The sequence below is a fragment of the Luteibacter jiangsuensis genome (genome assembly GCF_011742555.1).
In the GTDB taxonomy this organism is placed as follows: Bacteria; Pseudomonadota; Gammaproteobacteria; order Xanthomonadales; family Rhodanobacteraceae; genus Luteibacter; species Luteibacter jiangsuensis.
Map to the genome: position 1 here is coordinate 37,889 of NZ_JAAQQR010000005.1, position 20,886 is coordinate 58,774.

The window sequence follows — 20,886 nt, forward strand, 5'->3', positions numbered from 1 at the left end:
GCGATACGAGAGTGTCATCCGGACCCTCCTTTCCATCGCGGGGCCCCGATTTGGATGATGACCACGCAATTCTGCACGGATTGAGTGCACTTATGTGGATCTTCAAACGAATTTGATGGCCCTGGCTTGGCCCCACATCGCAACCACTCCGGAGTTCGCCCTGGCCACCTCCCCCCATCCAAAGGTCGAACCCCAAAAGCGCAGAAACGTCATCGACGGGCCCGGAAAGTCGTGCTAGCGTTCCTGCGAACACTCCGTGAAGGCGGGGTATTCAGGGAGCAACGTCAAGCCAACTGCCGTCAGTTCCACCCGACGGTTCGTCCAGCCAAGATTCCCGGGAGCTCGTGCGATGACCATGACCCGCCGAGAGTTCATCAAGTTCACAGGCTTAGGCCTCGCCGCATCCAGCCTCGGCATGCTCGGCTTCGGCGCGGCCGGTGTGGCCCAGGCGGCAGCGGTCAGGCCGTTCAAGCTCACCCACGCCACCGAGACGCGCAACACCTGCACGTACTGCTCGGTGGCATGCGGCATCCTCATCTACAGCATGGGCGACCGTGCGAAGAATGCGCTGTCGAACATCATCCACATCGAGGGCGACCCTGACCATCCGGTCAATCGCGGCACCCTCTGCCCGAAGGGCTCGGCGCTGCTCGATATCGTGCACGCCCCGACCCGCCTGAAGGCGCCACGCTACCGCGAGCCCGGCTCGGCCGAGTTCAAGGAAGTGTCGTGGGATTTCGCGCTCGACCGCATCGCACGCCTGATGAAGGACGACCGCGACAAGCACTTCCAGGCGACGAATGCCGCAGGCACCACGGTGAACCGCTGGACCAGCATCGGCATGCTGGCCGCCTCGGCGTCCTCCAGCGAAACGTCCTTCCTCACCTGGAAGGTCACCCGCTCCCTCGGCATGGTGGTGTTCGACAACCAGGCGCGCGTCTGACACGGACCGACGGTGGCCAGTTTGGCCCCATCATTCGGTCGCGGTGCAATGACCAACACCTGGCAGGACATCCGTAACGCCAATCTGGTGATCGTCATGGGCGGCAATGCCGCCGAGGCACACCCGTGCGGTTTCAAATGGGTCATCGAAGCCAAGATCGAGAACGGCGCGAAGCTCGTCGTGGTCGACCCGCGCTTCACGCGCACGGCCTCCGTCGCCGACTACTACGCCCCCATCCGGCCGGGCACCGACATCGCGTTCCTCAGCGGCGTGATGCGTTACCTGCTGGAGAAGGACGCCATCCAGCACGAGTACGTCCGTTCGTACACGAACGCCGGTCTCATCGTGCGCGAGGGGTACGCCTTCCAGGACGGCCTGTTCAGCGGCTACGAGGAAGCGCGCCACGGCTACGACCGCTCGACCTGGGATTATGAGCTCGATGAAAAGGGCTTCGCGAAGTCCGACGACACCTGGCAGGACCCGCGCTGCGTCATCAACCTGCTGAAGCAGCATGTCGCCCGCTACACGCCGGAGATGGTCTCGCGCATCTGTGGCACGCCACAGGACAAGTTCCTGCACATCTGCGAACTTATCGCTGCCACGGCGGCACCGGAAAAGGCGATGACCAGCCTGTTCGCCCTGGGCTGGACGCAGCACACCGTCGGTTCGCAGAACATCCGCGCCATGGCGATGGTGCAGCTGCTGCTTGGCAATATCGGCGTGGCGGGTGGCGGCATGAACGCGTTGCGCGGCCATTCGAACATCCAGGGCCTCACCGACGTGGGCCTGCTGTCGAACCTGATGCCGGGCTACCTCACGCTGCCGAACGATCGCGAGACGACGTTCGACGACTATATGAAGACCCGCCTCTTCAAGCCGTTGCGCGACGGACAGACCAGCTACTGGCAGAACTACCGCAAGTTCGTGGTCAGCCTGCAGAAGGCGCTCTACGGAGACGCGGCGACTGCCGAGAACAACTGGGCTTACGACTGGCTCCCGAAGCTCGACATCCCGTTGTACGACGTCATCAAGGCGTTCGAGATGATGAACAACGGCGAGCTGACCGGATACATCTGCCAGGGCTTCAACCCCCTGCAGGCGTTCCCGGATCGCGGCAAGATCCGCCGTGGCCTGAGCAAGCTGAAGTTCCTGGTCACGATGGATCCGCTGGACACCGAGACCTCGCGTTTCTGGCAGGACTTCGGCCCGCAGAACCCGGCGAAGCCGTCCGAGATCCAGACCGAGGTCTTCCAGCTGCCCACCACCTGCTTCGCCGAGGAGAGCGGCTCGCTCGTCAACTCCGCGCGCTGGCTGCAGTGGCACTGGAAAGCGGCCGAGGCCCCGGGCATCGCGAAGTCCGACATCTGGATCATGACCGGCATCTTCCAGCGGCTGCGCGAGCTGTACCGCAAGGAGGGCGGCGCGTTCCCGGACCCGGTCCTCAACCTCACCTGGAAGTACACCGACCCGCGGGCGCCCGATCCGGAAGAGCTCGCCAAGGAGATGAACGGCCGCGCGCTCACCGACCTGACCGACGCCACCACGGGTGCGGTTACGAAGGGCGGCACGCTGCTGGATTCGTTCGCGCAGCTTCGCGACGACGGCAGCACCTCCGCGGGCTGCTGGATCTTCACCGGATCGTTCACCGAGAAGGGCAACATGATGGCCCGCCGCGATGCCACCGACCCACGTGAGCAGGGCATCGCGCCGAACTGGGCATGGGCGTGGCCGGCGAACCGACGCATCCTCTACAACCGCGCCAGCGCCGATGTCAACGGCAAGGCATGGAACCCGAAGAAGCCGATCATCGAGTGGAACGGCACGCGCTGGGTCGGCCTCGACGTGCCCGACTACGGCCCCACCGTGAAGCCCACTGACGGCGTAGGCCCCTTCATCATGAACGCGGAAGGCATGGGACGCCTGTTCGCCCGCGACCTCATGGCCGATGGCCCGTTCCCCGAGCATTACGAGCCCATGGAATCGCCGGTCGACAACGTGCTGCACCCGAAGGTCGCGCATAACCCGGTGGCGCGCGTCTTCGCCGACGATCGGGCCAACTTCGGCAAGCGCGAAGATTTCCCGTACGTGGCCACCACGTACCGCCTGACCGAGCACTTCCATTTCTGGACCAAGCACGCGCTGATCAACGCGATCCTCCAGCCGGAGGAATTCGTCGAGATCGGCGAGGCGCTCGCGAAGGAAAAGGGCATCGAGCAAGGCGGCTGGGTCAAGGTGTCGTCGAAGCGAGGCGAGGTGGTGTGCAAGGCCTATGTGACCAAGCGCATCAAGCCGCTCACCGTCGACGGCAAGCCCACCCACGTCATCGGCGTGCCGCTGCACTGGGGCTTCACCGGCCAGGCGCGCAAGGGTTACGGCGCCAACACACTCACGCCGTCGGTCGGCGACGCCAACACACAGACGCCCGAGTTCAAGGCGTTCCTCGTCAACGTCGAAAAGACCACCGCACCGGTCGCTGCCTGAGGTCCACGCCATGTCAGACCTGCAATCGCAAGATTATGTCCGGCGCTCGGCGACGACCATCACGCCTCCCGCGGCCCGCAGCCATGAAGACCAGGTTGCCAAACTCATCGACGTCAGCCGCTGCATCGGCTGCAAGGCATGCCAGTCCGCGTGCATGGAGTGGAACGACCTGCGCCCGGAAATCGGCCATTTCGAAGGCTCGTACGAGAACCCGGCCGACCTCGGGCCCAGCGTCTGGACCCTGATGAAGTTCGCGGAGTACGAGAACGAACAGGGCAACCTGGAGTGGCTGATACGCAAGGACGGCTGCATGCACTGCGAAGACCCGGGCTGCCTGAAGGCCTGCCCGGCGCCCGGTGCCATCGTCCAGTACGCCAACGGCATCGTCGACTTCATCAGCGACAAGTGCATCGGTTGCGGCTACTGCGTGAAGGGTTGCCCGTTCGACGTCCCGCGCATCAGCAAGGTGGATCACAAGGCGTACAAGTGCACGCTGTGCTCCGATCGCGTGTCGGTCGGCCTCGAGCCGGCCTGCGTGAAGGCGTGCCCCACCGGCGCGATCATGTTCGGTTCAAAGACCGACATGACGGACTGGGCCGGCGAGCGCATCGAGGATCTCAAGTCCCGCGGCTTCGAGAAGGCCGGCCTGTACGACCCGCCGGAAGTCGGCGGCACGCACGTCATGTACGTGCTGCACCACGCCGACAAGCCGTCGCTCTACTCCGGCCTGCCCGACAAGCCGCGCATCAGCCCACTGGTGCAGGCGTGGAAAGGCGCCATCAAGCCGCTTGCGGTCTTCGGCATCGCCGCGGCCGCCATCTTCGGCTTCTTCCACTGGGTTACCGTCGGCCCGAACGAAGTGCAGGAAGAAGATGAACTCGAGGCCGATCGCCTCCTGCGCGAGATGAAGGAAGAAGAGGAGAAGCCGTCATGACCCGTCCGGAACGTGCCTTCACCCGCTACACCACCGCCAACCGCGTCAACCACTGGATCAACGCGGGGCTGTTCCTGCTGCTGGTGCTGTCGGGCCTGTCCTTCTTCCACCCATACTTCTTCTTCCTGTCGAACCTGTTCGGCAGCGGCCAGTGGGCGCGCGCCGCCCACCCGTGGTTCGGCGTGGGGCTGCTGGTGAGCTGGGTCGGCATGTTCGTGCAGTTCTGGCGAAACAACTTCTTCAACCGCGACGACGCCGCCTGGTCGAAGGCCATCGTCAGCGTGGTGAAGAACGACGACGAGCACGTGCCGCCGGTCGGCCGCAACAATAGCGGCCAGAAGGCGGTGTTCTGGGCGATGACGCTTCTCATCCCTACCCTGTTCGTCTCGGGCCTGCTGATCTGGCAGGTGTACTTCGGCGAAGCGACGTCGATCCCCATGCAGCGCGTGGCGGTGCTGGTGCACAGCCTTGCCGCGATCGCCGCGATCCTCGTCTGGATCGTGCACGTCTATGCGGCCATCTGGATCCGCGGGTCGGTGCGCAGCATGACGCAGGGTTACGTCACGCCCGGCTGGGCGTGGCACCATCATCGCAAGTGGTTCTACCAGCTGGCGTCGGGCCAGCGGGTGAAGACCGAACCCAGGAAGAATCCGTGAAGCAAGCCGAAGCCCCGCCCAACGCGACATGGTCAGGCCCCTCGCACGCCGGCGTGAAGGCGCCGGACCCGATCGTCCTGCCGGATCCGCTCGCGCGGTTCGCGTCCAGCGGGGACCGCCTGCAGACACTGGCTGATGGCCATCCGATGGAGGCGTGGCTGCGTTTCATGGCCGCGCTTTCGCACGCACAGCACGCGGTCGCGGCCATGCAGGAGCCCCACGCGTCAGTGGCACCGGCGGCGCTCGCCCAGGCCGTCGAGGCCCGCCTGCCGCCGCTCGCCGCCGACGGCCATCGGCGCGACCAGGCCTGGCGCGAGGGTCTGGCCGCCCTGCTCGACCATGTGGACGCACCGGGCCTTCCAGATCCGGCGCGTGACGCCATCGCAGCTCTGCGCGCGGACCACGCCGACGCTCTCGAAAAGCGTGCCGACCGCTTCCTGCGCGGCCGCGTGCCGGCGGACGAAGCCGCGGCGGCCGTCTTCGTCGCCGCGGCGCTGCAGGTGTACTTCACGGGTTCGGCCGCGCGGCTTCCCGTGGACGAACTGCGGCTGCTGGAGGAACGCGCGCTGTGCCCGTGTTGCGGCTCGCCGTCGGTCGCGGGGCTGATCACCGCCAGCGGCACGACGCCCGGCACCCGCTACCTGTACTGCTCGCTCTGCTCCACCGCGTGGAACCACGTGCGCGCCGTGTGCCTCCACTGCGGTGGCACCCGCAAGCTGTCCGTGCAGGGCATCGAAGGCGCTCCGGAGACCGTGAAGGTGGAAACCTGCGGCGACTGCCATACGTACAGCAAGCTGCTTTATCAGTTGCGCGACATGAAGGTCGACCCGTACGCGGACGACCTGGCCTCGCTCGGACTCGACCTGCTGGTCGCCGAAGCGGGATACTCGAGGCACGCACCGAATCCGCTGCTGCTCTCGCCAACCTGAGCCCATGGCCGAACCCGACATCGCCCTGCTCCGCCAGATCCCCGCCGTCGCCACCGTGCTCGCCACGCCCGAGGCGGCTGAACTCGTGGAAGCGCACGGCCGCCCGGTCGTCACGGATGCTATCCGCGATGTGCTCGCCGGCGTCCGGATCGCCATGGCGCGCGAGGCCCGGCCGGTGCCGACGGCCGCCGGCATAGCGCGCGAAGCTGGCGAAAAACTGGCCGCGCGCCGTGCCTCCTTACGCATCGTGTTCAATCTGACCGGCATCGTGCTGCACACCAACCTCGGGCGGGCGCAGCTCGCCGACGCGGCGGTCGACGCTGCCGTGCAGGCCATGCGCCACCCGGTGTCGCTCGAGTACTCCCTCGATACCGGCTCGCGCGGCGAGCGCGACGACCACGTGCGCGACCTGTTGCGCGAGCTGACGGGGGCGGAAGACGCCACGGTCGTCAACAACAATGCCGCGGCCGTGCTGCTCTGCCTCAACACCTTTGCACTGCGTCGCGAGGCGGTGGTGTCACGGGGCGAGCTCATCGAGATCGGCGGCGCGTTCCGCATGCCCGACATCATGGCGCGCGCCGGCACGGACATGGTGGAAGTCGGCACGACGAACCGCACGCACGCGGCCGACTACCGAAACGCGCTGAACGAGCGCACGGGCCTTGTGCTGAAGGTGCACACGTCGAACTACCGGATCCAGGGCTTCACCGCCGGGGTCGACGCCCGCGAACTCGCCGCCATCGCCGACGAAGCCGGCGTGCCGCTGCTAAACGACCTGGGCTCGGGCAGCCTGGTCGACCTGTCGCGCCACGGCCTCGCGAAGGAGCCCACGGTGCGCGAGGCGGTCGCGGAGGGCGCGCGCCTGGTCACGTTCTCCGGCGACAAGCTGCTTGGCGGCCCGCAGGCCGGGTTCATCGTCGGCGACGCGGCACTGATCGCGCAGATCAACCGCAACCCGCTCAAGCGTGCGCTGCGCGTCGACAAGATGCGGCTGGCCGCCATCGAGGCGACGCTGCGGCTGTATCGCGACCCCGACCGCCTGGGCGATCGCCTGCCGACCCTGCGCTACCTCGTCCGCGAGGCCGCCGCCATCCACGCCCAGGCCGAGCGCCTGCTGCCCGATGTGGCGGCGCGGCTCGGTGCCTCGTTCGACGTCGACGTCGTCACGTGCCTCAGCCAGATCGGCTCGGGCGCACTGCCGCTCGACACCCTGCAGAGCGCGGCCCTCCGCATCCGCGCGCGGGGCAGCCAGACGGCGCTGGAGCAATTCGCGGCGCGCCTCCGCGCCGTGCCTCGACCCGTGATCGGTCGCATCGCCGACGGTGCCCTGCACCTCGACCTGCGCTGCCTCGACGCCGGCCATGAAGCGGCCTTCCTCGACGCTCTCGCCGCCGGGAGCGCGGGGCACCCGTGATCGTCGGTACCGCGGGGCACATCGACCACGGCAAGACGTCGCTGGTCCGCGCACTCACCGGTGTCGACACCGACCGCCTGAAAGAGGAAAAGGCGCGTGGCATCACCATCGACCTCGGCTTTGCATACCTGCCGGTCGACGGCGGGCCGGCGCTCGGCTTCGTCGATGTCCCCGGGCACGAACGCTTCGTGCACACCATGGTCGCCGGTGCCAGCGGCATCGACTTCGCGCTGCTGGTCGTCGCCGCCGACGACGGCGTGATGCCGCAGACACTGGAACACCTGGCGATCGTCGACCTGTTCGGCACGCAACGCGGTCTCGTCGCGCTGACGAAGGCCGACCTGGTGCCGCCCGAGCGCCTCGCCGCCGTCGCGAACGATATTCGCGAAGCGTGTCGCGGCACGGTGCTCGCCGGTGCCGACATCGTCCCGGTGTCGTCGGCCACCGGCGCAGGCATCGATGCGCTGCGCGCTCGACTGATCGCCGAGGCCGGAGTTCTCGGCGAGCGCCGGGAGGACGGGCGCTTCCGCATGGCGGCGGACCGCGTCTTCACCCTTCCCGGCATCGGCGTCGTCGTCACGGGCACGGTGCTCTCGGGCAGCGTGCGTCTCAAGGATCCGGTGACGATCAGCCCCTCCGGCATCGCGGCACGGGTGCGCTCCATCCACGCCCAGAACCGGCAGGTCGACATCGGACGCGCGGGCGACCGCTGCGCGCTCAACCTGACGGGCGAGGGGGTGACGAAGGACGCGATTCAGCGCGGCGACATGATCGTGGACCCGGCGCTGCACGCACCGGCCGATCGCATCGACGCGCGCATGACGCTGCTGCCGTCCGAATCGAAGGCCATCGCCGCCTGGTTCCCCGCGCGACTGCACCATGGCGCGACAGAGGTGGGCGTGCGCGTCGTCCCGCTCGAAGGCGAGCAGTTGCGCCCAGGTCAGGCGGCAGACGTGCAACTGGTGCTCGACCGCCCTATTGCCGCGGCGGCCTTCGACCGTTTCGTGCTGCGCGACGTGTCCGCCCGGCGCACGATCGGCGGAGGCCATTTCATCGACCTGCGCGCGCCGGAGCGGCAACGCCGCAAACCCGAGCGTGTCGCAGAGCGCGCGGCCCTGTCGCACCACGACCCACGGGCCGCCTTCGCGGCGCTGCTGGACACGCCGCCTTACGCCCGTGACATCGATGCGTTCGCGCGCGATCGCGCACTGTCGGCGGAAGCACGCGATGCCCTGCTACCGCCGATGGCGCACATGTTCGTCACGGGCGATGAGCGCATCGTGCTCGGCGATGACGCGTGGCGCCACTTCGTGACGGCCGTCGTGGAGCGTCTCGTCGCCTTCCATGCCGCGCACCCCGACCTGCCCGGCCTGGCCCGCGAGAAGTTGCGCGTCTCCGTCGTGCCCCGTCTTCCGGCAGCCACCTTGGCCATGGCGCTGCAGCATAAAGACCTCGTTGGTGCCGTCGTCCGCGACGGCGCGTTCGTGCGCCTGGCCAGCCACAGCGTTCAGATGGGGGCGGCGCGCGAATCGCTCTGGGCCGCCATCGAACCCCTGCTCGGCGGCCCCGCACGCTTCCGCCCGCCGCGCGTGCGCGACATCGCCGGCGAGTTGCGGCGGCCCGAGGACGAGGTGCGACAGTTGTTGCGCTTCGTCGGCCGCCTCGGCTCCGTTGTCGAGGTTGCGCACGATCACTACTTCCTGCGCGCAACGATGCACGAGATGGTCGGCATCGCACTCGACGTATCCGCGGAGACCCAGGACGGATTTTTCGGGGCCCCCGCGTTCCGCGATCGTCTCGACTGCGGACGCAAGGTAGCCATCCAGATCCTGGAGTTCTTCGAACGCCAGGGTGTTATGCTCAAACGCGACACGTTGCGACGTGTGCAGCCGCGCTATGACGACCTCTACGCACCGGCTCCGCCGTAGCCGGCATCTCTGGAAGAGAATCGTCCCCGGTGGGGCGTCCGGACTTCAAATCCGGGTGAGGCAGCCAGTCTGCCTCGGGTGGGTTCGACTCCCATTCTCTTCCGCCATCGATCGCGACATTCGGACCTTGTCAGGCCACCGTGACGCCGGCGTCGCCTTCCACTACCGCGCCGACGATGGAAGCGCGCGGGTAGCCGGCCGCCTCGATGGCATCGCGCAGGGCGTCGGCGCGATCGGCGCGGCAGGCCACCAGCAGGCCGCCGGAGGTCTGCGGATCGGTGAGTAACTGGCGACGCCAGTCGGGAAGCGCGCGGTCCAGAGTGACGCCGTCGCGGTAGCTGTTCCAGTTGCGCGTCGAGGCACCGGTAATGAAGCCGGCCTGCGCCAGTGCTTCGGCCCGGGCCAGCCACGGCACGCTGTCGGCGTCGATGCGGATGCGTACGCCGCTGCCACGCGCCATTTCGAGCGCGTGGCCCAGGAGGCCGAAGCCTGTGACATCGGTGATCGCATGCACGTCGTCGTCCTTCGCCAGCTCGTGCCCGATGCGATTGAGGAGCGTCGTCGAGGCGATCATCTCGGCGTATGCATCCTCGGGCAGTTGCTGTTTCTTGAACGCTGCCGAGTACACGCCGACGCCGATGCCCTTAGTGAGGATCAGCGCGTCGCCGGCGCGTGCGCCGGTGTTGCGCCGAACCTCGGAAGGCACGCACAGGCCGATCGCGGCCAGCCCGTAGATCGGCTCCACCGAATCGATGGAGTGGCCTCCCGCCACGGGGATGCCGGCCTCCCCGCAGACCGCCTCACCGCCTTCGAGGATGCGGCGGACGGTGCCGGTGTCCAGCTTGTCGAGTGGCATGCCGAGGATCGCGAGAGCCATGATCGGCTTGCCGCCCATGGCGTACACGTCGGACAGGGCGTTCGTGGCCGCGATGCGCCCGAAGTCGTAAGGGTCGTCGACCACCGGCATGAAGAAGTCGGTGGTGGCGATGACGCAGGTGCGCTCATCGACCTGCCAGACCGCCGCGTCGTCGCTCGATTCGGTGCCCACCAAGAGCTGCGAGAAGGGCATGGCCCTGGCGCGATCGGCGAGCAATTCGCGCAGCACCGACGGTGCGAGCTTGCAGCCACAGCCGCCGCCATGGGCAAGTTCGGTCAAACGGACACAAGTCATGGCAGGTTCCACCAAAGGCGAGGTAGCGCGGTCGTCATCCTATGCGGCAGCATAACGCACGCATGTTTCCCGAGGGGACGGTCATGAGTGTGGCATTTCGCAGCTCCCGCACGATGCGCTGGTCGGTCTTCGCTCTGCTCGTGGTGGCGGGGCTGTTCTACGTGAAGTGGTACCCCTACTACGGCCGTGCCTTCGACGCGGCGGCCCATCATTCCATCGGTTCGTCGATCCTCATGGGTACGGCGGACGCGGCCCCCACGCCCTCGTGGGACGCGGCCCTCGGTTATGCGCTGGCCTACGGAAAGGCCATCTGGAAGGCCATGATCCTCGGCCTGCTGATCGGCTCGGCCGTGCAGGCGCTCATCCCCGCAAGCGCGGTGCACCGCGCACTCGCGGGCAGCGGCTTCCGCAGCACGCTGGCCGGCGGGTTGCTCGGGATACCCGGCATGATGTGCACCTGCTGCGCGGCGCCGGTCGTCGTGGGCCTGCGCCGGCAGAATGCGGCGCCGGGCGCGGCGGTGGCCTTCTGGTTGTCGAACACCATGCTCAACCCCGCCACCCTCGTCTTCACCGGCTTCGTGCTCGGGTGGCAATGGACCGCGTTGCGTCTCGCCCTGAGCGTGCCGATGGTGTTCGGCCTCGGCTGGTTGGCGAATCGTGTCGCCGCGCCCGCCGACCACGTCGCCGTGCAGGTGCCGCGGGAGGAAGACGAGCCCCGCACGCTGGGCCAGACCGCGGTCCGCTGGATGCGGATCTTCGGCGGCATGACGCTGCGGCTCATTCCCGAATATCTGGTGATCGTGCTCCTGCTGGGCGCGGCGCGTGCGTGGATGTTCCCGCATATCGGTCCGGACATCGGCAACGAATGGTTCTGGGTGCTCGCCCTGGCACTGGCTGGCATGCTGTTCGTGATTCCGACGGCAGGCGAAGTGCCGATCGTCCAGGCGATGCTCACGCTCGGCATGGGCGTGGCTCCGGCTGCCGCCCTGATGATGACCCTGCCTCCGGTCAGCCTGCCGTCGCTGGCGATGTTGGGACGCTCCCTGCCCTTGCGCCTGCTGCTGTCGCTGGCGGCCGCAGTGGTGTCGTTCGGGGTATTCGCCGCGGCAATCGCCGCGGCGTTGTGGGCTTAGGGCCTAGCCGGCACCGACTGCGCCCGCGATTCGCGTACTACCAGGATGGTCTTCCCCTGCCTGGCCCGGTTCTCTGCTTCCACGAACGCCCTGTGAGCATCACTCAACGGGTAACACCGGTCGATCTGAACGGCGATCCGGCCTTCCTCTACTTTTTTGACGATCTGATCCAGCTGCTTCGGGTTCGGCTCGACGATGAACCAGTACGCCTCGATGCCCAGCGCCGCTGCGCGCTCGGGCGAAGGCGCATCTTCTGCCTCGCCGGAGATGGTCACCAATCGGCCGCCCCGTCGCAAAAACGACCAACTACGTTCGAGCAATTCGTGGCCCACCGTATCGAAGACGACATCCACCGGACCGGCGACGTCTTCAAAACGCTCCACCGATGTATCTATCGCATGGTCGGCACCCAGTGCCCGGCAGAGCGCCATCGCGGCCTGACCGCGTGCGGTAGCGATCACGCGGGCACCGGCGTCCTTCGCAAGCTGGATCGCGAAGGTTCCCACGGCACCGGCACCGCCATGGATGAGCACCGTCTCACCTTTCTTCAACTGGGCGAAGTCAAAGAGCGCCTGCCACGCGGTAAGTGCCCCGATGGGAAGGGTACAGGCGTCGATGCTACTTACAGCTGCGGGTACGTGCGCAATTTCGCCAGGCAACACGCTCGCCTGGTCTGCTGCGGCACCATTGCGCCAGAAGTCGATGAGTCCAAAGACCCGATCCCCGACGGCGAAACCCGATGTCGCCGAGCCCACCCTCGCAACACGTCCTGCGAATTCGTGCCCGATGATGACGGGCAACGGCCGCATGGAGCCGTCGGGTAACGGTAGACTGCCATTCGTGCCCCACTTGGGCTCGTCAAACGTGAGTCCGACCGTCTCTACATCGACCAGAATCCGGTCGTCGGCCAGCACAGGTGCGTCGGCGTCACCGACGGTGATGGAAAAGTCCCCGGCGCTGGGCGCCATAATCCAAGCAGCTTTCATGGCTTAGCTCCGACTGATGTGTCCCAATGTCGACCTGGGCCCATCAAAATGCCAACTTACCGATCGAGGCGCCGCCGTCCACAAAAAGCGTCTGCCCCGTAATAAAGCTAGCCTCCTCCGACAGGAAAAACGCGATCGCCGCCGCCAGTTCCTCCGGCTTGCCGAACCGGTTCATGGGAACGGAAGCGAGATAACGCTTCTCCCCCTCGCTCCCCGGCGGATTGTTCTCGCGGAACAGCACGGTTTCGGTCGGGCCCGGCGCAACCGCGTTGACCGTGATGCCGGTACGCGCCAGTTCCAGTCCCCATGAGCGGGTGAAGCTGACCATGGCGCTCTTGGCGGCCGCGTAAGCGGTGCGTTCGATCATTCCGAGGATGGTGAGGCTGGATATGTTGACGATGCGGCCCCAGCCGCGTTCGCGCATGCCCGGCAGAAGCGCTTGCACGGCCTGCACTGCCGGGTGGAGGTTGAGTGCGAGGGTGGCGTCGAGATCGTTCAGGTCGATGTCGCCGATGCGCTGCGGACGCACCGTGGCAACGTTGTTGACCACGCCATCGAAGGCATGGCGCGAAACCAGGTCGCGCACGGTCCGCTCGGTGGCTTGGCGGTCGGCCAGATCGAGCGCGACGAGCTCACCCGGAAAATCCTGATCGCCGGCCTGTCGCGCGATGCCGACAACGCGGTGGCCATCCTGGGCCAGCCGCTCGGACAAGGCACGGCCGATGCCCTTGCTTGCGCCGGTAACGAGGAATGTACGGGAAGACATGCTTTGCTCCTGTTGGTGTTGCCCTACCCCACCCAGGGCGAATGCAGCATGATGCTGCACATATCGCCACGGCGGAACGTAGGGTCCTTGAAGGCGAGGAAGTCGTCGTTGAATGTACCGAACGTGCTGTCCGGGCGATGCTTCAGACCTTCGTAGAAGGTATCGATCATGGCGTGCTCGAAGCCCCTCTCGCGTGGCCATGCGGCCGTGACGGCCTCGCGTTCTGCGTCGGTGAACTGATCATAGGAACGGCCGGCCACGTCCATGCCTGCGGCGAGGTGCAGCAGCGCCGCCTCCGGGTGCATGAACTGCGGGATGCCGGGTGTGGTGTGGAACGCGATCGCGCTCCACACCTTGTCGATGCTCTGCTCCGGAATGCCTTGGCTGCGAAGGAATTCGCGCGCCGCGTTCGCGCCATCCACTTCGAAACGCAATGCGCTGCCATGGAAGCGCTCTGTCAGGCCGAGGTCGTGAAACATGGCGCCCACGTAGAGCAGCTCCGGATCGAATGTCAGGTGGTTGCGTTCGCCCGCCAACGCGCCCCAGGCGTAGACTCGCATGGAGTGCACGAACAGCATGTCGCTTCCCATATCGCGAAGGAGCTCCGTCGCTTCGCGAGCGATCCGGCTGTCGGGGATGATGAGACCAGAGACCTTTGGGGTGGACATGTGCATTGTTCCCATGCTCAGCCTTCCGCGCGAAGCGCTGCCTCTGGCGGATTGCGGAAGCTGATGGCGAGCCGGTTGTAGGTGTTCATCAGACCGATGGCAAAGGTCAGGTCCACGAGCTCTTTTTCGCTGAAGACGGTCGAAGCGGCCTGGAAGGCACTATCGGGCACGCTGGTTTCCGCAACGCGCGTCACCGTTTCGGCCCAGGCGAGTGCCGCCTTTTCGCGCTCGCTGAACACCTTACCGGCCTCGTGCCATGCCTGCAGCAGCGCGAGCTTTTCAATACCGACGCCTTTTTTCACCAGGTCGCGGGTGTGCATGTCCAGGCAGTAGGCACAGCCGTTGATCTGGCTGACGCGCAGATAGACCAGATCCACCAGGATGGGATCGAGGCCAGACTGCATGATGTAACCGTAAACCGTGCCGAGCGCCTTCGCACCTGCCGGCGCGACGTGAACGTAATCGATGCGGGGAGACATGGTGATACCTATTTATCCGGGGTGGTGAGGGGTTTCTCGCCGGTGTCGACGACGAACACGGCCAGCAGCTTGGCGGGCTGGGTCTTGCTCACGTTGCGGCTGATGCCGTGATGCGCACCCGGCGCTTCATAGAACGATTCGCCGGTGTGATAGATCCGCGCGGGGCCATCGTCGACCTGGCTTTCTATTTCGCCGGAAAGCACATAGGCGTAGATGAAGGCGGAACCCGCGTGGCGGTGCGGCGAGGAAGCTCCGCCCGGGGGATAGTTCACTTCCACCGCCACGAGCGACTTGCCCGGCAGGTTGGGGATGACGTGCGAGAAGTTGGGCTGCACCGTTTCTTTCGGAGCCTGCGCATAGGCAGCCCCGGCAAGTGCGGCGGTGGCCAGCAGCGCGGCAATCAGGCGTTTCGTCGGCATGGTTCGCTCCTGTTCGGAATGACGACGATCTTGCGCCCGGCACGGTGCACTGCAAAGAACCAAAAACCTCTATTTTGGCTGTACCATGCGGCATGCCTCACGCGCTCGACATCCGTATCGACCGGTCCGCCGCATCCACGCTGACCGAGCAGATTCGTTTGGGCGTGCTTGCCGCCATCCGCAGTGGCGCTCTGGCGCCGGGCGCCCGATTGCCGTCCTGGCAGGCCCTGGCGGCACAGCTGGGCGTGGCCCGTGGCACGGTCAAATCGGCCTATGAGCGACTGGCTGACGAACAAGTCATCGTCTCGTCGCAGCCCGGCGGAACGCGTGTGGCCGACCACCCCACAGCCACCCGATCGGCACCGGCCAACGACGCCGAAGTGCCGGAGCTCTATCAGCATCTGTTCGCCGGTCCGGCGATGTTCCAGATGGGTGTGCCGGCCTCGGACAGCTTCCCGGTCAGCCTCTTCGCCCGCCTACGCGCCCATGCGGCCCGGCAGGAGGTCATGTCGCCGGCGGTCTACCCCGATCCGCGCGGCGAACTGGCCTTTCGCCGCGAGATCGCCGCGCATTTGGCGCTCGCGCGGGGTGTCGAATGTCGCCCTTCGCAGATCTTCGTGACGGCGGGTTTCGCCGGGGCACTGGAGATAACGCTACGGGTCCTCGGTTTGGCAGGCGGCGCGGCCTGGATGGAAAACCCGGGTTTCTTCCACAGCCGCCGTGCATTGAAACTCGCTCAGCTCGATCCCGTGCCAATACCGGTGGACGACGATGGCATGGACGTCGACTACGGTATTGAGAGGTTTCCGCATGCCGCGCTTGCCCTGGTCACACCGGGCCAGCAGGCGCCACTTGGCGGGACGCTGTCGCTTGGGCGGCGGGTGGCACTGATTGCGTGGGCCGCGCAAAACGGTGCATGGATCATCGAGGACGATTACCTCGGCGAATTGCAGCTTCGGCGTCGCGCTGCGCCCGCGCTTGCTTCGCTGGACCAAAGCGGCCGCGTCATCCACATCGGATCGTTCAGCAAGACCATCAGCCCTGCCCTGCGGCTGGGATTCATCGTCGCGCCACCGGATCTGGTGGACAAGTTCACCGAGGCGGTGTTGTGTCTCGGGTCGGCGCCCGGCCCCGCCGTGCAGCACGCCACCGCTCGTTTCATGAGCGAAGGGCACTACATGCGGCACCTGCGCCGGATGAAGCGCATCTATTCCGCAAGGGGCGATGCGCTGCAGAAGGCACTCGAGCGCAAGGGCTACGACGTGCGGATCGGCGGCCTCGCCGCGCTCTTGCGCCTGCCCGACGGTGTGCCCGACGCCGCCGTGGCGAAAGAAGCCCGCTCGCTGGGCCTGGCGCCCGAGCCGCTGTCGGGCTGGTTCGCGCCTGGCAGCGTGCCGACATCCGGTCTGCTGTTGGGGATCGCCACCGCGGACGAGGCCAGACTATCGGTTGCGTGCGAGCGGCTGCACGATCTGATCAGCAAACGCCGCCAAGAATGATGAGCCCGAATGGGCGATCGCCGCGGAGGGATGCACGCTCAGCCGTCTGTCGGTTGCTTGAAGACTTCCCCGCGCGCCGGGCGCTGCTCGAAGAGCATGATGCCCAAGGCGATAAGCCCTATCAGGACGAGCGAGGCCGTGTAGCGGCTTAGAGCGAGTCCACCATGATCGGTCGGCTTATCCAACAGGTCGCCGACCACGGCGCCGAGCGGACGGGTCAGGACGAAGGCAGTCCAGAACAACAGCGTGCGCGACACGCGGGTCATGTAATAAGCAAGCGCCACGACGAGCAGCAGGCCGCCGAAGATGGCCATGCCGCCCAGGTAACCCAAGCCCATGCTGTCGGCCGTCCAGTCGCCCAGGGCGGTGCCGAGCGTCTGCGAGAACATGATGGTGATCCAGTAGAACACTTCGCTGCGCGTGGAGACCACGGTCTGCACGCTGACCGAACCGACGACCCGGTACCATGTGATCAGCGAGGCCAGCAACAGGGCCAGCAAGATTCCCGCGCCCCCTGCGTAACCGATGCCCAGCGAGCGGTCGGCGAAATCCGCAAGCGTCGTGCCGACGATCGTGGTCGCGATAATCGTCACCCAATACAGTGCCGGATGGAATGAGGTGGCGCGTATCTGTGCGGCCACCGCTATGGCGAAAACCACGGCGAAGATCCCTGTGCTGAGCAAGTAGCCCAGGCCAAGCGACATCGACACCGCGTCACCGGCGGTCTCACCCAAGGTGGTGGCCAGGATCTTGATGACCCAGAAGCTGAGTACGACCTCAGGGACCTTGCTGTAGACGGATTCTCGCTGCATCGGGGGCACCGGTGAGACTAGCTGTCGGTTTACCCTAGGCGCGGACACTTAGATCGCCCTTAGTCGCCGGCATGGAGAATGTTCGCCATCGCGAACGAGAGGGCACTCTCGCCCGCGTGCGAGCGGGCCTGCAGAATCTCAGGTCCGTGCTGATGACCATCAAACGCGGCCGCGTCTATCCGCGGACCGCGTTCGTACCCTTGGTCAAGGATGACATTACCGACCGGTAACTTGGCCGCTCATCATCGCTACCACGGTTCGGTCCCATCCTTACTCGTGAACGTGCCGGTCTCGCCGCCTTCGGCTTGGGCGAGCCGCACGATCTCCTGCGCACCTTCGGCAAGCGTCTGGTGGCCGCTGTTCCCGTTGAGGTCGGTGGCGGTGTAGCCCGGGTTCACGGCGTGCACCCGGATGCCGGCGTCTTTCAGTTCCGCGGCCAGGATGACGGTGAAGAGGTTCAGGGCGGCTTTCGAGCCGTTGTATCCCAAGTACTTGACGGCGGCGTATTCCCAGTCGGGGTCCGCGTTCAGCGCGATGGATCCAAGGCTGCTGGACACATTGATGATGCGGGCGGCGTCGGACTTGCGAAGCAGCGGAATCAGCGCCTGCGTGGCTTCCACGGTGCCGAAGAAGTTCGTGTCGAAGATGCGGCGCACGGCGGCGAGATCGGCTGCCCCGGCCGGGCCATCCGCGGGATCGACGATGGCGGCGTTATTGACGAGGACGTCGAGGCGGCCCTCCCGGCGTTCGATGTCCGCCGCAGCGGCCTTGATGGATTCGGACGAACCCAGGTCGATGGATACCAGCCGGGCCTCGATGTCCTCGGAGCGCAGGCGGTCCACGGCGGCCTGGCCACGGCCGGCATCGCGCGCGCCGAGCAGGATGGTGTGGCCCGCATGGCCGAGCTGACGAGCCACTTCCAGACCGATGCCCTTGTTGGCGCCGGTGATGAGGGTAATGCGGTGTTGCTGTGTCATGAAGGGTTCCTGTTGAACAAGCGGACGACCCGCCCCAGCTAAGTTGGGAACCTCCGCCGGGCTTTTACATTCGCATATGCCAGTCGCCCCAAACGATGCCTTGAAGCCGCGAAAAACACCCCGTCAGGCCCGTTCGGCGGCCACCGTCGCGGCCATTTTCGAGGCCACGATTCAGGTTTTGCTGACCGACGGCTACCACGGCCTCACCACGACCCGGGTGGCCACTCGGGCAGGCGTCTCCGTCGGCACCATGTACCAGTACTTTCCGCACCGGCAGGCCCTGCTTTACGCGGTGCTCGAGGATTACCTCGAGGAGGTCATCAAGGCGCTTCAGAACGCATCGGATGCGTTCTCCGGCAAACCCGTGGCGCAGATGGCGGAAGGCCTCAGCCGTGCCTACCTCGACGCGAAGCTGCGGGGCATGCCGGGTACGCGGGCGCTCTACGTTGTGGCCGCCGAGCTGGAGACGGCGCCCCTGGTCGACGACATCGTCGAGCGTGCCGAGCACATCATCTTCCGCGCCTTGGCGACGGTCAGCGACGCGACGTTCGACGACCTCCACAAGGTGACCTACGCGTTGCGTGTCCTGATGGTCGGCACGGTACGCGCGGTACTCGAGGGCGACGCCTCGCCGGCATCCGTCGCCACGCTGCGCAGCGAACTGCCGCTGATGTGCAAGGCGTACCTTGTCGGCGCGTCGAGGCCGCGATCCTAACGTGCCGGTGGCACAGGCGTACCCTGCCCTGCTGCCCGCGGCGTCATGCCCTTGAACAGCTGCAGGGCCTGACGGATGGCGGCATCGTGGGCCGCGGCCTGGTGCTTCGCCTGCGCGCACTGCGGCACCACCTGTCGCGCGGCGGGCTGGCACGTGGCCAGGAAGTCGTAATGCGTCACGAGGGGTAACACGTCTTCACGGGCGCCAGGAATCGCTTGGGCCGCGACGCTCGCATTGGTCGCGGCAGGGGCGACCGTATCCGCGTCACCCACCACGATAGACACGGGTACCGTCATACGTGGCAGCGACGCGGGATCCAGCGCCTGGACCAGCGCCGGCGCCATGGCAAAGGCGGCGCGCACGCCCGGTATGGAATGATCCGCGGGTGCGTCGGCGAGGCGGGCCCGAATCTTCGGATCGGCGAGGGCCGCGTCGGCATCGCGGGCCGCGAGTGAGGGCGCTTCGAGCTGTGGCGCGCACACCCCATCGTCGGGATGCGCCTTGCAGAACGCCACGAAATGATCGACATCGACGCGCGCGCCGGCCGCGACCAGTGCAGCGAAACCTCCCGCGGAGAAGCCGGCAACGCCCAGTCGTGACGCATCCAGGTGCGGTCCGATAACGTCGTCCCGACGCATCGCGTTCCAGGCGGCCTTCAGGTCTTCCGCCCGCTCCCACCACAACGCGGCGCCGGCACCGGTGATGGGGCCCCGAGCGTTGCTGCCGGGGTGATCGACCGCGATGACGACGAAACCGGCGTCGGCCAATGTCGTGCCGAACCAGCCCATGATCCTGGCCGTGCCACCGAAGCCGTGCGAGAGCAGCACCACCGGGTGGCGGCCGTTCGCCACGGGTGCGTCCGGCGCGGCCCTGCCGCTGTCGAAAAGCGGCCGGTCGGGTGGCCCGATCAGTAACGGTTTTTCGATGGCGCCGTCGGTGGCGGGATACCAGACGGTGATGGCGACACGCGGCGAACCCGATGCGTCACGGAGGGCGGCGGTCGGCGTGGTGGTGGAGCGATGCATCTCGCCGACGGCTGCCACTGCCGTGCCCGTGACCAGACAGGCGGCGGTGAGGACGAGAACGCGGGTCAGTCGATTCATCGGAAGTCCTTCGGCACGTCATTCAATGGGTACGCAGATATCCACGCCGCCTTCGCCGGTCGCGGTGTCGAACGATGCGTCGTAACGCTCGAAATCGGGGGCATCGATGGCACGCAGACCCGACGCGGGCAACCACTCGTCCATCATGGCTCGCCATGTGAGAGGGATGGATCCGATGTGCGCGGCGTGCCTCGCGACTGCATAGCGTCGTTGTGCGAGCCGCAGCGTGTGGTGGCCAGGCAGGGCCTCGGCGAGGCGCGATATGGGATGGCCGGCGAGGTACTCCACGCAGCCATCGTCGTCCCCGGCCGCAAACACGCCATACGCCGGCGCAGTTGGAGCGCGACCATCCAGCTGGCCGAACAGGTCTTGCCACTGGGCGGGAATACCTGCCGTGTCGCTTGCCCGGTACGGACGGCTGACGCCCGAGAGCAATAGCGGACCGATGGTCTCGACACGCAACGCCGCCAGCGCGGGCGCCGGCTCCTCGATCACACGCAGGGGTGCAACGGTGTCCAGGCCGTCGAGAGAGGCCTGTTTACGGACCTCTTCCGGCGTCCGTCCGAAGGCATCACGGAACGCGCGCGTGAAGGCCTCGTGCGATCCGTAGCCCGCCGACAGCGCGACATCGAGAATGTCAGTAGCTCCGTCCGCCAGGGTCGCCGCCGCCTGGCTGAGCCGCCGCATGCGCAGGTATCTGACCACGGACCACCCGGTGGCCGCCTGGAACAGGCGTGAGAGGTGAAACGTGGATACGCCCGCAGCCCGTGCCACGTCCGTCAGCGCAAGCGCCTGTCCCGAATGACTTTCGATGTACCAAAGCGCACGTTGCACCGCCGCCATACGTGGTCCCCTTCAGCGAAGGCCCATGCT

At 66.6% G+C, this 20,886-nt stretch carries 20 protein-coding genes and 1 tRNA gene; 11 read left to right on the forward strand and 10 right to left on the reverse strand.

All coding sequences use genetic code 11. The features are described from left to right. The first annotated feature begins 349 nt into the window (after positions 1-349). From HBF26_RS20010 to HBF26_RS12235, 8 genes are all read left to right on the forward strand, one after another. A complete protein-coding gene (locus HBF26_RS20010; protein ID WP_484496945.1) occupies positions 350-943 on the forward strand; it encodes a hypothetical protein in 594 nt (197 codons plus the stop codon). Positions 944-955: 12 nt separating this feature from the next. Further along, on the forward strand, positions 956-3,424 hold the full coding sequence (gene fdnG / locus HBF26_RS12205; RefSeq protein ID WP_484496946.1) for a formate dehydrogenase-N subunit alpha: 2,469 nt from the start codon (positions 956-958) through the stop codon (positions 3,422-3,424). A gap of 10 nt (positions 3,425-3,434) precedes the next feature. Continuing rightward, the gene (gene fdxH / locus HBF26_RS12210; protein ID WP_167126665.1) at positions 3,435-4,358 is read left to right on the forward strand and encodes a formate dehydrogenase subunit beta; all 924 of its coding nucleotides are present in this window, start codon (positions 3,435-3,437) and stop codon (positions 4,356-4,358) included. Further along, the gene (locus HBF26_RS12215; protein ID WP_167126668.1) at positions 4,355-5,014 is read left to right on the forward strand and encodes a formate dehydrogenase subunit gamma; all 660 of its coding nucleotides are present in this window, start codon (positions 4,355-4,357) and stop codon (positions 5,012-5,014) included. Before fdxH ends, HBF26_RS12215 begins: the two co-directional genes overlap by 4 nt. After that, the gene (gene fdhE / locus HBF26_RS12220; protein WP_167126671.1) at positions 5,011-5,943 is read left to right on the forward strand and encodes a formate dehydrogenase accessory protein FdhE; all 933 of its coding nucleotides are present in this window, start codon (positions 5,011-5,013) and stop codon (positions 5,941-5,943) included. Before HBF26_RS12215 ends, fdhE begins: the two co-directional genes overlap by 4 nt. A 4-nt stretch (positions 5,944-5,947) precedes the next feature. After that, positions 5,948-7,357, forward strand: coding sequence for an L-seryl-tRNA(Sec) selenium transferase (gene selA / locus HBF26_RS12225; protein ID WP_167126675.1), 1,410 nt, complete (start codon positions 5,948-5,950; stop codon positions 7,355-7,357). Further along, positions 7,354-9,285 carry a selenocysteine-specific translation elongation factor gene (selB, locus tag HBF26_RS12230; protein WP_167126678.1) on the forward strand — a complete coding sequence of 644 codons (1,932 nt, stop codon included), beginning with the start codon at positions 7,354-7,356 and terminating at the stop codon, positions 9,283-9,285. The genes selA and selB overlap by 4 nt, the downstream gene beginning before the upstream one ends. A gap of 11 nt (positions 9,286-9,296) precedes the next feature. Continuing rightward, positions 9,297-9,392: transfer RNA gene (locus HBF26_RS12235), tRNA-Sec, on the forward strand. Positions 9,393-9,415: 23 nt separating this feature from the next. Here the strand turns inward: HBF26_RS12235 and selD are convergent. Then, positions 9,416-10,456 (reverse strand): selenide, water dikinase SelD, encoded by a 1,041-nt coding sequence (selD, locus tag HBF26_RS12240; RefSeq protein WP_167126681.1) that lies wholly within the window; start codon positions 10,454-10,456, stop codon positions 9,416-9,418. Positions 10,457-10,539: 83 nt separating this feature from the next. On the opposite strand from selD, the gene HBF26_RS12245 reads away from it, so the two are divergent. Then, positions 10,540-11,589, forward strand: coding sequence for a permease (locus HBF26_RS12245; RefSeq protein WP_167126684.1), 1,050 nt, complete (start codon positions 10,540-10,542; stop codon positions 11,587-11,589). On the opposite strand, the gene HBF26_RS12250 is transcribed toward HBF26_RS12245, so the two are convergent. Genes HBF26_RS12250 through HBF26_RS12270 form a run of 5 tightly spaced genes read right to left on the reverse strand, consistent with a single transcriptional unit; the run spans position 11,586 to position 14,907 of the window. Beyond that, positions 11,586-12,575, reverse strand: coding sequence for an NADP-dependent oxidoreductase (locus HBF26_RS12250; RefSeq protein WP_167126687.1), 990 nt, complete (start codon positions 12,573-12,575; stop codon positions 11,586-11,588). The genes HBF26_RS12245 and HBF26_RS12250 overlap by 4 nt on opposite strands. Positions 12,576-12,618: 43 nt before the next feature. Continuing rightward, on the reverse strand, positions 12,619-13,341 hold the full coding sequence (locus HBF26_RS12255; RefSeq protein WP_167127311.1) for an SDR family oxidoreductase: 723 nt from the start codon (positions 13,339-13,341) through the stop codon (positions 12,619-12,621). A gap of 23 nt (positions 13,342-13,364) precedes the next feature. Next, positions 13,365-14,009 carry an HD domain-containing protein gene (locus tag HBF26_RS12260; protein ID WP_167126690.1) on the reverse strand — a complete coding sequence of 215 codons (645 nt, stop codon included), beginning with the start codon at positions 14,007-14,009 and terminating at the stop codon, positions 13,365-13,367. Between the two features lie 17 nt (positions 14,010-14,026). Further along, positions 14,027-14,488: a carboxymuconolactone decarboxylase family protein gene (locus tag HBF26_RS12265; RefSeq protein ID WP_167126692.1), complete on the reverse strand. Its 462-nt coding sequence runs from the start codon at positions 14,486-14,488 to the stop codon at positions 14,027-14,029. An 8-nt stretch (positions 14,489-14,496) separates the two neighbouring features. Next, the gene (locus HBF26_RS12270; protein WP_167126695.1) at positions 14,497-14,907 is read right to left on the reverse strand and encodes a cupin domain-containing protein; all 411 of its coding nucleotides are present in this window, start codon (positions 14,905-14,907) and stop codon (positions 14,497-14,499) included. Positions 14,908-14,999: 92 nt separating this feature from the next. Between HBF26_RS12270 and pdxR the strand changes: the two genes are divergently transcribed. Continuing rightward, positions 15,000-16,406 carry a MocR-like pyridoxine biosynthesis transcription factor PdxR gene (gene pdxR, locus HBF26_RS12275; RefSeq protein ID WP_167126698.1) on the forward strand — a complete coding sequence of 469 codons (1,407 nt, stop codon included), beginning with the start codon at positions 15,000-15,002 and terminating at the stop codon, positions 16,404-16,406. A gap of 38 nt (positions 16,407-16,444) precedes the next feature. Here the strand turns inward: pdxR and HBF26_RS12280 are convergent, their stop codons facing one another. Together HBF26_RS12280 and HBF26_RS12285 are read right to left on the reverse strand one after the other, a co-directional pair. Beyond that, positions 16,445-17,218 (reverse strand): COG4705 family protein, encoded by a 774-nt coding sequence (locus HBF26_RS12280; RefSeq protein WP_167126701.1) that lies wholly within the window; start codon positions 17,216-17,218, stop codon positions 16,445-16,447. A gap of 248 nt (positions 17,219-17,466) precedes the next feature. Then, complete coding sequence (locus HBF26_RS12285) at positions 17,467-18,195, reverse strand: SDR family oxidoreductase (protein WP_167126704.1); 729 nt, start codon at positions 18,193-18,195, stop codon at positions 17,467-17,469. Positions 18,196-18,295: 100 nt separating this feature from the next. Here HBF26_RS12285 and HBF26_RS12290 point away from each other — a divergent pair, with 100 nt between their 5' ends. Then, positions 18,296-18,910, forward strand: coding sequence for a TetR/AcrR family transcriptional regulator (locus tag HBF26_RS12290; RefSeq protein WP_167126706.1), 615 nt, complete (start codon positions 18,296-18,298; stop codon positions 18,908-18,910). Here HBF26_RS12290 and HBF26_RS12295 read toward each other — a convergent pair. After that, a complete protein-coding gene (locus HBF26_RS12295; RefSeq protein WP_240151329.1) occupies positions 18,907-20,013 on the reverse strand; it encodes an alpha/beta hydrolase family protein in 1,107 nt (368 codons plus the stop codon). The genes HBF26_RS12290 and HBF26_RS12295 overlap by 4 nt on opposite strands. Positions 20,014-20,031: 18 nt before the next feature. Continuing rightward, a complete protein-coding gene (locus HBF26_RS12300) occupies positions 20,032-20,856 on the reverse strand; it encodes an AraC family transcriptional regulator (protein WP_167126709.1) in 825 nt (274 codons plus the stop codon). Between the last annotated feature and the right edge of the window lie 30 nt (positions 20,857-20,886).